The organism is Mesorhizobium sp. CO1-1-11 (assembly GCF_020164995.1).
Classification (GTDB): domain Bacteria; phylum Pseudomonadota; class Alphaproteobacteria; order Rhizobiales; family Rhizobiaceae; genus Mesorhizobium; species Mesorhizobium australicum.
This window is the reverse complement of sequence record NZ_JAIUHE010000019.1, coordinates 58,860-70,574: the sequence shown is the minus strand read 5'-3', so window position 1 is coordinate 70,574 and position 11,715 is coordinate 58,860. Positions and strand designations below refer to the sequence as shown.

10 protein-coding genes are annotated in these 11,715 nt (G+C 62.8%); 4 read left to right on the top strand and 6 right to left on the bottom strand.

The window, feature by feature from the left end:
• Window positions 1-6: 6 nt before the first annotated feature.
• The 5 genes from LB554_RS21905 to LB554_RS21885 all read right to left on the bottom strand — a co-directional run bounded on the left by LB554_RS21905 (window position 7) and on the right by LB554_RS21885 (window position 5,278).
• Complete coding sequence (locus LB554_RS21905; protein ID WP_015315552.1) at window positions 7-816, bottom strand: phosphodiesterase; 810 nt, start codon at window positions 814-816, stop codon at window positions 7-9.
• 32 nt (window positions 817-848) lie between these two features.
• Window positions 849-1,949, bottom strand: coding sequence for a sn-glycerol-3-phosphate import ATP-binding protein UgpC (locus LB554_RS21900; RefSeq protein WP_015315551.1), 1,101 nt, complete (start codon window positions 1,947-1,949; stop codon window positions 849-851).
• 14 nt (window positions 1,950-1,963) lie between these two features.
• Window positions 1,964-2,878, bottom strand: a complete 915-nt coding sequence (locus LB554_RS21895) for an ABC transporter permease subunit (RefSeq protein WP_015315550.1) — start codon at window positions 2,876-2,878, stop codon at window positions 1,964-1,966.
• Between the two features lie 7 nt (window positions 2,879-2,885).
• Entirely contained in the window at window positions 2,886-3,770 is an 885-nt protein-coding gene (locus LB554_RS21890) for a carbohydrate ABC transporter permease (RefSeq protein ID WP_015315549.1), read from the bottom strand.
• A 155-nt stretch (window positions 3,771-3,925) separates the two neighbouring features.
• Window positions 3,926-5,278 (bottom strand): extracellular solute-binding protein, encoded by a 1,353-nt coding sequence (locus LB554_RS21885; protein WP_224586925.1) that lies wholly within the window; start codon window positions 5,276-5,278, stop codon window positions 3,926-3,928.
• A 236-nt stretch (window positions 5,279-5,514) separates the two neighbouring features.
• On the opposite strand from LB554_RS21885, the gene LB554_RS21880 reads away from it, so the two are divergent.
• Window positions 5,515-6,549 (top strand): endonuclease/exonuclease/phosphatase family protein, encoded by a 1,035-nt coding sequence (locus LB554_RS21880; RefSeq protein ID WP_224586923.1) that lies wholly within the window; start codon window positions 5,515-5,517, stop codon window positions 6,547-6,549.
• A 162-nt stretch (window positions 6,550-6,711) separates the two neighbouring features.
• Complete coding sequence (locus tag LB554_RS21875) at window positions 6,712-9,165, top strand: EAL domain-containing protein (RefSeq protein WP_224586921.1); 2,454 nt, start codon at window positions 6,712-6,714, stop codon at window positions 9,163-9,165.
• Window positions 9,166-9,230: 65 nt separating this feature from the next.
• On the opposite strand, the gene tlpA is transcribed toward LB554_RS21875, so the two are convergent.
• Complete coding sequence (gene tlpA / locus LB554_RS21870) at window positions 9,231-9,911, bottom strand: thiol:disulfide interchange protein TlpA (protein WP_224586919.1); 681 nt, start codon at window positions 9,909-9,911, stop codon at window positions 9,231-9,233.
• A gap of 34 nt (window positions 9,912-9,945) precedes the next feature.
• On the opposite strand from tlpA, the gene argH reads away from it, so the two are divergent.
• Window positions 9,946-11,346 carry an argininosuccinate lyase gene (argH, locus tag LB554_RS21865; RefSeq protein ID WP_224586918.1) on the top strand — a complete coding sequence of 467 codons (1,401 nt, stop codon included), beginning with the start codon at window positions 9,946-9,948 and terminating at the stop codon, window positions 11,344-11,346.
• 94 nt (window positions 11,347-11,440) lie between these two features.
• Window positions 11,441-11,647 carry a lipoprotein gene (locus tag LB554_RS21860; protein ID WP_015315543.1) on the top strand — a complete coding sequence of 69 codons (207 nt, stop codon included), beginning with the start codon at window positions 11,441-11,443 and terminating at the stop codon, window positions 11,645-11,647.
• The last annotated feature ends 68 nt before the right edge of the window (window positions 11,648-11,715 follow it).

The following is an 11,715-nucleotide window of genomic DNA, read 5'->3' as shown; positions in this document are numbered from 1 at the left end:
GCAAGCTCACGCCGTGATGCGTTCGCCGGTTTCGGCTGAATATATCGGCCATTGCTCGATAAAATCGCAACCGTGCACCACCACGCACGCGTTGGCGCTGTCGATGAGGATGACGGCGTAGGACGGCGGCGCTTGTTCGACGATCTCGCTCGATCGCTCGAGGGCGAGCTCGAAGCGGGCATGCAAGCCGCGCTGCGCCGAGAACGGAATGCCGGCAACGGTGCCGGCAATGTCGCGATGGACATGGCCGAAGAAGATATGGCGGACGTTGCCATGGCCCCGCAACAAGTCGAGCAACCGCTCGGGCTGTTGAAGCGCCAGCGGATCGAGTTGAGGCAGGCCGAGCGCGACCGGCGGATGATGCAGGAACACGTAAGCGGGCCGGCCGCCCGACCGTTCCAGCCGGGCTTCGAGCCAGGCAAGCCGCCTCTCGCACAGTTCGCCCTCGATGCGCCCTTCCGCCAGGCAGTCGAGAAACAACAGCACTTCGTTGCCGGTATCGTGGACCGACTGCACGAAGCCGTTTTCGTCGACCGGAACGTCGGGAAACGCGGCGATGAGATTTGCCCGCCGGTCATGGTTGCCCGGCAGCAGCCTGTACGGCACCGACAGCGTGGTCAGGGCAGCGCGCAGATCGGCATAGCTCCGCGGCGCACCGGTCTCCGTCAGGTCGCCGGTGAAGACGCAAAGCGCGGCGTCGGCGTGATGCGCATTGATGTGCGCGATGCACTGGTCCAGCCGCTGGTGCAGGTCGGCCCCATAGCGGCGCTCACCTTGCCGACCGAGATGCACGTCGGTGACCTGGATGATTTTCATGTACGTCTCTTTGGCGGCGCGCGTGCTGGAAATCAAAGCGCTGGCTCTGGCACCGAAGCCTTGAAGACATCGAGACGGGTGCCTGTCTCCGACGAGAAGAAGTGCATGTCGTCAGGCGAGATCTTCAGGCCGACGGTGCTGCCGGGCTCGGGGTGAACGGGCTCCGAGGTCATCACCGAAAACGGCGCGCCGTCGAGGTCGACATAGATCACCCGCCCCGCGCCCAATTCCTCGACTAGGTCGACAGTCGCATCGAGCGCGCCCGGCGTTCCCGGCGCCACCAGCCGCACCGCCTCCGGCCGGATGCCCATCGCCACTTTCGTGCCGACCGGCAGGCCGGCGCGAGCCATCGCCAGGCGCCGGCTGCCGCCGAGCAGCGACAATCCGTCGAGTTCGGCGGTGCCTTCGAGGATGTTCATGGCCGGCGCGCCGACGAAGGTGGCGACGAAGCGGCTGGCCGGGCGGGTGTAGATTTCACCTGGCGTGCCGACCTGTTCGACCCGTCCCCCATTCATCACCACCAGCCGGTCGGCCAATGTCATGGCCTCTACCTGGTCGTGGGTGACGAAGACGGAGGTGGCATTCAGCCGGCGATGCAGCTTGCGGATCTCCGAACGCATCTGCACGCGCAGCTTGGCGTCGAGATTGGACAGAGGCTCGTCGAACAGGAACACCTTCGGCTCGCGGATCATGGCGCGGCCCATGGCGACGCGTTGCCTCTGGCCACCCGAAAGCGCCATCGGCTTGCGGTCGAGCAGTTGCTCGAGTTCCAGTGTGCGGGCCACCGCCTGGATGCGCTGGTTGCGCTCGGCCGAGGGAACACCGGCGACTTTCAGCGAATAGCCGATGTTCTGGGCCACGCTCATATGCGGATAAAGCGCGTAATTCTGGAACACCATGGCGCAGCCGCGCTCGCGTGGCTCGAGTTTGTTGACCACCGTGCCGTCTATGGCGATCGTGCCGTCGGAAATTTCTTCCAGCCCCGCGATCATCCTGAGCAGCGTGGACTTGCCGCAGCCGGACGGCCCGAGAATGACGACGAATTCGCCCGAGGCAAAGTCGAGATCCACGCCGTGCACGACCTGCGTCTTGGCATAGTTCTTCTTGACGCCGCGTATTGCGATGGAGGCCATTTTTTGTCTCCTTGTTACTTCTCGGTGGCGATCAGGCCGCGCACGAACCAGCGCTGCATCAGCACCACGACGATCATCGGCGGCAGCATAATGATGAGAGTGCCGGCCATGGCGATATGCCACTCCGGAGTGCCGCCGACGTTGGGGATGAGCTGCTTGAGCTCGGTCACCGCCATCGCATGCGACTGGTCGGTGGTGATGAGCAGCGGCCATAGATACTGGTTCCATGCCCACAGGAACATGATGGTCCCGAGCGCCGCCATGTTGTTGCGCGACAGCGGCAACAGGATATCGATGAAGAAGCGCAGTGGCCCGGCGCCATCCATGCGTGCGGCCTCCGTCAATTCGTCTGGCACGGTCAGGAAGAATTGGCGATAAAGGAACGTCCCGGTCGCCGTGGCGACCAGCGGCAGAATTAGGCCGGGATAGGAGTTGAGCAGCCCAACGCTGAGGTGGACCTGCACGCCCGAAACCGTTTCGATCAGCCAGCTCAGGCCGGTCACGTCCAGGATAGCCTGATACGGCTCGAGCACGTTGGCGACCACCGCGTAGGTCGGCACGATGCGCACTTCAAGCGGCAGCATCAGAGTGATGAAGATCAGCCAGAAGATCAGCGTGCGTCCGGGAAATCGGAAATAGACGATCGCGAAGGCGGTCAGCGCCGAGACGATCACTTTGCCTGCGGCAACGCCGGTCGCAACGATGAAGCTGTTCAGCAGCTTGGGACCAAGGTCGGCCGTCACCCAGGCGGTCTTGATGTTGATCCAGAAATCGCTACCCGGCAGCAGCGACATCGGCACGTCGTTGACATCCCTGAGATTATGCGAGGCCGCGATCGCCACGATGGCGAACGGCGCCACGCAGAAAACGAAGCCGACGAACAAGATCAGGTGCGTGAAAAAATTGAGGAACGGGGTGCGCTCGACCATATCAGTCTCACCTGTAATGGACGCGCCGCTCGATGAAGCGGAACTGGAAAATGGTCAGCACGATGATGAGCAGCATCAGGATGATGCTCTGCGCGGCGGCACCGGAGTAATCGAGGCCTTTGAAGCCGTCGGAGTAGATCTTGTAGACCATCAGATTGGTGGCATTCGCCGGCCCACCGGACGTCATGATGTCGACGATGCCGAAGGAATCCTGGAAGCTTTCCGTGATGTTGATGACAAGCAGGAAGAAGATGGTCGGGGTGATCAGCGGAAACTGGATGTCCCAGAAGCGCCTCATGACACCAGAGCCGTCCATCGCGGCGGCTTCGATCAGGGAACGCGGGATCGCCTGGAACGCGGCGAGGAAGAAGATGAAGTTGTAGCCGACATACTTCCAGGAAAAGGCGATGATGATCGAAGCCATGGCGTCGGCGCCGTCCAGGCCGGGATCCCAGAAGCCGGGCCAGACCTGGTTGACGACGGCCATGAAGCCGGCTTCCGGCGCCAGGATGAAGCGGAATGCCAGCGCCAGGGCGGGCGCGGCGATGCCATAGGGCCAGATCAGCACCACGCGATACAGCCATGAGCCGGCTAGCTGGCGGTCGGTGAGCGCGGCGAGCACGAGCGCGACGAACATCGCAAGCCCGGTGCTGATGCCGGCAAAGACAAGGCTGGCGGTGATCGAGTTCCAGTAATCGGCGTTGGCCAGGATCGAGCGGAAATTGTCGAGACCGACCCAGATGTTGCCGCCGCCCCAGGGCTGCTGCAGCGTCAGCGACCAGTATACGGCCTGGCCGGCAGGCCAGTAGAAGAAGGTGAAGATCAGCAGGAGCTGCGGCACCGCGAAAAGAATGCCGATTGTCCAACTGCCGAAAGTGACGCGTTTTTCCATCGGTCCGCCGTTGCCGCAGGGTGGTCAGCTTAAAGCAAGCGAGAGATTAATAACGAAATGCCCGCCCGTCGACCCAGGCATGATCCCGAAAACTGGAAACCGGTCTTCGGGATCATGCTCAAATGGGTCGGCGGGCGGTCTGGGAAATCCCTGGATCAGGGCAGGGTCTTGCCTGGATATGTCTGCTGGAAGCGGTCGAGGATGGCGTCGCCGTTCTTGACCAGCGTGTCGAGACCTTCCTGCACGGTGAGCTTGTTGGCGAAGATCGCCTGCATCTGGGTGCCGAACTCGGCGCGGATCTGGGTGAAATTGCCCAGGCGGATGCCGCGGGTGATTTCGGTCGGCTCGGAGGCGGTCAGGCTGGCGATCGCGGCTTCGCGGCCCTTGTAAGGCGCCTTGTCGTAAAAGCCCTGGCCCTTCATGTAGTCGAAGCCCGACTTGGTCACCGGGATGTAACCGGTGTTGGTCGACCAGAACAGGGCGGTCTTCGGATCATGGATGAAGTTGAGGAACGCGGCCGCGCCCTTGTATTCAGCATCCGACTTGCCCGAGAGAACCCACAGCGATGCGCCGCCGACGAGCGAGTTCTTGCGCTCCGTGCCGGCATAGACGGGCAGTTCGGCGACGTCCCAGTTCATGCCTTCCTTCTGCGTACGGCCAACCGTGCCGTGATCGCCGACCGAGGTCAGGATGACCTGGCAGGTGCCGGTGGCAAAGGCCTGGACCATATCCTGGCCGAGATCCTTCGACTTGATCTTGATCAGGCCGGCATCATACCACTTCTTGAGGTCGGTGACGTACTGCACGAACTTGGTCTTGTTGACTTCGAGGCGGGCGTCGAGGCCGTCATAGCCATTGTTCTTGGTAGCGATCGGCTGGTTGTGAATGGCGGAGAACTGCTCCATCAGCTGCCAGCTTTCATTGGCCGAGATGTTGATCGCCATCGGGCATTCATAGCCGGCGTCCTTCATTGCCTTGAGGTCGGCGCCGACGTCTTCCCAGGTCTTCGGCGCTTCGGTCTTGCCGATCTTGGCGAAGGCGTCCTTGTTCCAGTACATCAACGCCGTAGACGAGTTGAACGGGAAGGACAGCATCTCGCCTTTCGAGGTGGCGTAATAGCGGGCGATGCCGGGGAAATAATCGGCGTAGTCGATCTTGTAGCCGTTTTCTTCCATGAGCTTGTCGGCCGGCTTGTAGGCACCCGACAGCATCATGGTGGCGGTGCCGACGTCATAGACCTGAACGACGGTGGGCTGCTTGCCGGCGCGGAAGGCGGCAATGGTGTTCTGCAAGGTGGCGTCGTAATTGCCCTGGCTGGTGCAGACGACTTCATAGTCCTTCTGCGAGGCGTTGAAATTCTTGCACAGCGTGTCCACGACCCGGGCGAGATCGCCCGAAAGACCAAACCAGAAATCGAATTTTGTCGGTTCCGCGAAGGCAGGCATCGCCAGCGCGGAGCTGAGCACGCCAGCGGCAAGGGCAGCAAAGCCCCGCTTGATGATCGTCATGATTTCTTCCCTCTTGAATGACTGTTGACAAGGGTCTTGCGCAAGTCCTTGCCCGCTCTCTTAGAGAAGGTATGTGACAGTTCTGTTGTGGCCTCCCGGGCCTGTGCACAGCTGGTCTTTTCTCTCCTCCGGCGGCTACAGCGGCATGAAAACGTCACACCGGCGCCTTAGGTAGCTAGGGCGACTTCCAAGGACGTAAAGGCCGTCATTGTTATCCGGCTAAAAGGGATGATGAAATGCTGGTGAAGCAGCTGGCGCACGTGCCCATCACCGACAGGCAGGCGATGCGCGAAGGCCCCCGCGACAGCGCCACGCATTTGCGGCATGCAGCCGCCATTCCGGCTCTTGGCCAGATCGAAATCGGCGGCAAGGCGTCGCGCGCGAACGTCGGCGAGGCCTTGAAGGTGGTGGCCTGGAACGTCGAGCGGCTCCGTCATGTCGATGCCATTGCACGAACGCTTGCCGGGCTGGCCCCCGAAATCGTGCTGTTGTCCGAGGTGGACAAGGGCATGGCACGCTCCGGCAACGGCCATCCGCTCAGCGTGCTTGCCGACCGGCTCGGCCATGCCTTCGCCTATGGTGTCGAGTTCGTCGAACTCGCTGGCGGCAACGAGGCCGAGCGCATGGCAACCGGTGAAGCCTCCAACGCGGAAGGCTTTCACGGCAATGCCGTGACCAGTGGCATGCCGCTGCTGCGACCCTTCCTGGTGCGCCTGGACGCCGCCGGCGGCTGGTTTCGGCCGGAGCGCGGCCAACCGCGCATCGGCGGACGCATGGCGATCGGCGGCCAGGTGCGCATCGGCGACCGCAGGATGACGGTCGTCTCGGTGCACCTTGAAAACCGAACCGATCCGGCTGGCAGGGCCGCTCAGACACGCAAACTCCTCGATGCAATCGACAACTATGATGCGCAAGCGCCGGTACTGCTCGGCGGCGATTTCAACACGCTGACGGCAAGCCACGAGGAGCGCCATGACGACCCACGGGCGTGGATGGCTCGGGTCATGGCCGAACCGGACCGGCTGATCCATGCCGAGCGTCACGAGCCGCTGTTCGCGGCCCTTGCCGAGCGCGGCTATGATTGGCAGGCCGCCAACAATTTGGACCTGCCCACCCAGCGCCGGCCCGCCGGCACGCCGGTTGGCCGAATCGACTGGTTCTTCACGCGGGGCCTCGCGGCCAGCGCGCCGGCGGTTCTTCCGGCGGTGTTGCCGGATGGCAGCCCAAGCTCGGACCATGACGCCCTGACAGTGACCGTCCGCCTGAAATAACCGTCGTCTTCAATCGATGCGGCTGACCTGGCCTGTGCTCTTGCGGTCAGCTTGCGCCGCAAAAGCACGCTATGGTTGCAGGCGGCTTTATCGATCCTTCAACAGCCAAGCATTAATCAGTCATATTTCTTTCTTTATTTCCTGCGGGCCAGGGGGAATAAGATGCTGACGGTCTATAACTGCATCGTGAACCAGCACGATCTGAGGCTGGTTGCATTGGCAGCGCTGATTTGTGGAATTTCCTGTTTTTCAGCCGTCAATCTTCTTCATCACATAGGTCGCTCGACGGATCGAAATCGGCTTGCCTGGCTGACGATCGCCTCCACCTCGACCGGTTTCGGCATCTGGGCGACGCACTTCATCGCCATGCTTGCCTTCACGCCGGGAATCCCCAACGCCTATGATCCCGGACTTTCAGTACTCTCGCTCGCTGGCGCGGTGGCGGTTACGGCGGCCGGCATGTGGGTCGCCACCTTGCGCGACGAGCTTGATTACCATCTGGTCGGCGGCGGCGTTCTGGGCGGCGGTATTGCCGCCATGCACTACATCGGCATGGCGGCATTCGAGGTCGAGGGCCGGATCGAATGGAACCTGCTCCTCGTCGCCGTCTCCTTGCTGGCCGGCGTGACGCTCGCGGCGCTGGCTTTGCGCGTCGTCCTGCGCGGCTCGTCGCTGCCTGCGACGCTTGCCGGTGCGGTCTTGCTGACGCTGGCGATCTGCGGCCTGCACTTCATCGCCATGGCTGCCGTCTCGATCTTCCCGGATTCCTCGATCGCCATATCCCAACACACCGTCGCACCGACCTCGCAGGCCTTCGCCGCCGCTGCGGCCACTCTGGTGATCCTGGTGCTTTCGGCCACCGCGCTGTGGATCGACCTTCGCTTCCGCCGCCAAAAGCTTGAGGTCGACCGCATGCACGGCTTAGCCAACGCTGCGGTGGAAGGCCTGATCGTCTGCGATGGCAATCGCATCGTCAGTGTCAACGACAGCATGGCCAGGCTGACCGGCATGGTCGCCACGACACTGAACGGAAGGGAACTTGGCGACCTCTTCGATGAGCGCACCGCATCCGACCTGATCAACTTCCAGGGACAGCCGTGGGAGGCGGAACTGAGCAATCGCGACGGGATGAGAATTCCCGTCGAACTGATCGCCAGAAGCATCGACTATTGCGGTAAGCCTCACAATGTCGTCGCCGTCCGCGACATTCGCGAACGCAAGAAGGCGGAACAGGAAATCCTTCGCCTCGCTCATTTCGATCCGCTGACGGGGCTCGCCAACCGCCGTAGCTTTTCCAGCCGGCTTGATACCGAAATCGCCGCCACGAGCCGAGACGCAAAAGCCGGCAAGGGCGCGAGGGGCGGACATCTTGCGCTTCTGCTGCTCGACCTCGACCGGTTCAAGGAGGTGAACGATCTTTATGGGCATGGCGCAGGCGACGCGATGCTTCAGAAGGTGGCGAACTGCGTCTCCGGCGTTCTTCGCCACGGACAGATGCTGGCGCGCCTGGGCGGCGACGAATTCGCCATCATCGCCCCCAACCTGCCCGACCCGCAGGCGGCGAGCCGGATAGCCGACGCGGTGCTCGCCGCGATGCGCGAGGAGAACCGGCTCTCGGCGGGTGGCGGGCTGGTATCGGGGAGCATCGGCATCGCGCTCTATCCGCTGGACGCGGAAGACCAGGCCAGCCTCATCAGCCATGCGGATACCGCGCTCTATCGCGCCAAGACCGAAGGCAGGGACACCTATCGCTATTTCGAGGCGTCGATGGGCGCCGAGGCTCGCGACAAGCGCGTCATGGAGCACGAACTGCGCCAGGCAGTAGCGCGCGACGAATTCTATCTCGTCTACCAGCCGCAGAAAGAGATCAGCAGCGGCAAAATGGTCGGCTTCGAAGCCTTGATCCGTTGGCGGCATCCCGAACGCGGCGATGTTCCCCCGTCCATATTCATTCCGCTGGCGGAGGACAGCGGCGCCATAGGCCAGATCGGAGATTGGGTGCTGACCGCAGCGTGCCGGGAGGCCGCCCGTTGGGAAAATCCACTGACGGTGGCCGTCAACGTCTCCGCGGTGCAGTTGCACAATCCGAACTTCAGCCGAAAGGTGCACGAGACCTTGCTCAAGTCCGGTCTCGCGGCAGCCAGGCTGGAACTCGAAATCACCGAGACGGCGCTGGTGAAGGACATGCCGCGCGCGCTGGCGAGTTTGCGACAGGTCAAGGCGCTTGGCGTGCGCGTGGCCATGGATGATTTCGGAACCGGCTATTCCTCCCTCTCCAACCTTCGAGCCTTCCCTTTCGACAAGATCAAGATCGACGGTTCCTTCATCAAGTCCGTCGACACCAACGGCCAGGTTGCGGCGATCGTGCGCGCCGTGCTCGGGCTGGGGCGCGGCCTGGGTCTGCCGGTGCTGGCGGAGGGCGTCGAGACGCTCGGCGAGTTGAAGTTCCTCGACGCCGAGGCCTGCGAGATCGGCCAGGGCTATTATCTCGGCAAGCCGGCGCCGATCGAGGCGTTCGGAGACCTGACCGGCCACGGCAAGCGTGTTCGGGCGCGAGGCGCCGACCGCCAGGATGGCAGCCTCGTATTGCTCAAGCCGAGCGTACGCTCGGCCTAGAGCTCTTTGTTTTTACGCAATTCCGGACGGAGAACCGTTACACACTATCCTGGAGGTGCTCTGGCTCACGACCCGAGCGCCGTCTCGACCAGCCGCTTTGCATCGGGGCCCGCCCATTCGGCTGGACCGTTCATGTGGGCGATCAGGCAGCCTTCGCCGTCGATCAGCATGGTGACGGGCAGGCCGAGCGCCAGACCGCGCGTCTTGAGGTCGTTGAACAGTGTCATCGTCGAATCGCGGTAGTAGCCGAGCGTGTGCACACCGGTATCGGCGAGAAACTTCTTCGGTTTCACGTCGTCGCCGGCATCGACGTTGACGGCGACGACCTGAAAGGCGTCGCTGCCTTTCTCCTTTTGCAGCGCATCGAGCGCCGGCATTTCGGCACGGCAGGGCGCGCACCATGTGGCCCAGAGATTGAGCAGCACGGTCTTGCCGGCATGATCGGCGATCGTCATCGGCTTGCCGTCGGGACCGTGGAAGGCGAGGCTCCTCATCGACTGCGGCGGATCGGCCGGCAAAAGTGCCGCGACCTCGCCGGTGGCCGCGGCCGCGACCTTCTTGGCGCGATCGCTCTTGGCGGCGCAGGCGACATCGTCCTTGCTGTCGCCGGCGGCTGCTTGGGGCGCGGCGTTGTTGCCAGACCGGCTCTCGCTGACATATACCGCGACCGCGCCGGCCAGCGCTCCCGCCACCAGGGCGGCGAGGATCAGGCGCCGGGCCGGGAAAAATGTGTTTCCGTCTGCCATATTCTCAAACTGCTCCGAAGCACGGGTTATAGCCATGAGCGACAAGAAGACCAGCAACCAGATGTGGGGCGGACGATTTGCCTCGGGTCCGGCCGCGATCATGGAAGCGATCAACGCGTCGATCTCGTTCGACCGCAAACTCTACGCGCAGGACATAAGAGGCTCGATCGCTCATAGCGAGATGCTGGCGCAAACGGGCATTATTTCGGCGGCCGATCAAGAAAAAATCGCTCACGGTCTGAACACGATCCTGAAAGAGATCGAGGGCGGCAGCTTCGAGTTTTCGACGCGGCTGGAAGACATCCACATGAACATAGAGGCCCGCCTTGCCGATCTCATCGGTCCGGCGGCCGGCCGGCTGCACACCGCCCGTTCGCGCAACGACCAGGTGGCCGTCGATCTGAGGCTCTGGGTCAAGGACGAATGCTTTCGTGTCACCGAGGCGTTGAAAGGCTTGATCATGGCCCTCCTGGCGCGAGCCGAGGAACATGCGGCGACCGTCATGCCGGGTTTCACCCACATGCAGGCGGCGCAGCCGGTCACTTTCGGCCATCATTGCATGGCCTATGTCGAGATGTTTTCGCGCGACCTGTCGCGCGTGCGCGACGCCATCGAGCGCATGGATGAGAGCCCGCTCGGTGCCGCTGCCCTTGCCGGCACCAGCTTCCCGATCGACCGTCACCAGACCGCGAGCGCGCTCGGCTTTCGCGAGCCGATGCGCAATTCGCTGGACAGCGTCTCAGACCGCGATTTCGCGCTGGAATTCCTTGCCATGGCGGCGATCTGCGCCACTCACCTGTCGCGGCTGGCCGAGGAGATCATCATCTGGTCGACGCCGCAATTCGGCTTCATCAGGCTGTCGGATAGCTTTTCCACCGGCTCCTCGATCATGCCGCAGAAGAAGAACCCCGACGCGGCCGAACTGGTTCGCGGCAAGACAGGCCGCGTCAACGGCCATCTGGTCGGCCTGCTGACGGTGATGAAGGGCATGCCTTTGACCTACGGCAAGGACATGCAGGAAGACAAGGAATCGGTGTTCGACGCGGCCGAGACGCTCGACCTGATGCTGGCCGCGATGACCGGCATGGTTGCGGACATGACGGTCAATGCCGCCGCGATGAAGAAGGCCGCCGGCTCCGGCCACGCCACCGCCACCGACCTCGCCGACTGGCTGGTGCGTACCTTGGGCCTGCCGTTCCGCGAGGCGCATCATGTCACCGGCCGCGCGGTGGCGCTGGCCGAACACAGGAAGGTCAGCCTGGAAAAGCTTTCGCTGGAGGATCTGCAGTCGATCAACCCAGGCATCACTTCCGACATATTCTCGGTGCTGGCGGTGCAGAACTCGGTCAAGAGCCGCACCAGCTTCGGCGGCACCGCACCGTCGGAAGTGAGAAAGCAGATCCGCTATTGGAAAAAGCGTCTCGCCAAGGCGTAATGCCGGATATCGCGATCAGCAATATCCGGGGTGCAATGCACCGAGAACTCGGCTAAAAGCAGCGGCGGACAGAGAGTTTCGGACGGATGGATCGATGACCGGAAGCAGGATTTTGGTGACGCTGACGCTGCTTGCGGCGCTTGCCTCCGTGACCGCCTGCGGCCGCAAGGCGGGCCTGGACACGCCCTATGAGGCGGCTGTCCAAGCACGCAAGGATGCCGAGAAGGCCCACCAGCCCGTGCCGCCGGAACCGGAAAAACCGGTCGTGGACAAGAAGTTCATTCTCGACCCGCTGATCTAGCGCCGATGAAGGCGGGATTGGTCTTGTCCAAACCCGATCGCATCGTGCCTCAACTTCCGGAACCACAC

Excerpts from the sequence above, each read along its gene's own strand:
- LB554_RS21900 (WP_015315551.1), bottom strand. The coding sequence starts at position 1,949 with ATGGCCTCCATCGCAATACGCGGCGTCAAGAAGAACTATGCCAAGACG.
- argH (WP_224586918.1), top strand. The coding sequence starts at position 9,946 with ATGAGCGACAAGAAGACCAGCAACCAGATGTGGGGCGGACGATTTGCC.
- LB554_RS21895 (WP_015315550.1), bottom strand. The coding sequence starts at position 2,878 with ATGGTCGAGCGCACCCCGTTCCTCAATTTTTTCACGCACCTGATCTTG.
- LB554_RS21905 (WP_015315552.1), bottom strand. The coding sequence starts at position 816 with ATGAAAATCATCCAGGTCACCGACGTGCATCTCGGTCGGCAAGGTGAG.
- LB554_RS21885 (WP_224586925.1), bottom strand. The coding sequence starts at position 5,278 with ATGACGATCATCAAGCGGGGCTTTGCTGCCCTTGCCGCTGGCGTGCTC.
- LB554_RS21860 (WP_015315543.1), top strand. The coding sequence starts at position 11,441 with ATGACCGGAAGCAGGATTTTGGTGACGCTGACGCTGCTTGCGGCGCTT.
- LB554_RS21875 (WP_224586921.1), top strand. The coding sequence starts at position 6,712 with ATGCTGACGGTCTATAACTGCATCGTGAACCAGCACGATCTGAGGCTG.
- LB554_RS21880 (WP_224586923.1), top strand. The coding sequence starts at position 5,515 with ATGCTGGTGAAGCAGCTGGCGCACGTGCCCATCACCGACAGGCAGGCG.
- LB554_RS21890 (WP_015315549.1), bottom strand. The coding sequence starts at position 3,770 with ATGGAAAAACGCGTCACTTTCGGCAGTTGGACAATCGGCATTCTTTTC.
- tlpA (WP_224586919.1), bottom strand. The coding sequence starts at position 9,911 with ATGGCAGACGGAAACACATTTTTCCCGGCCCGGCGCCTGATCCTCGCC.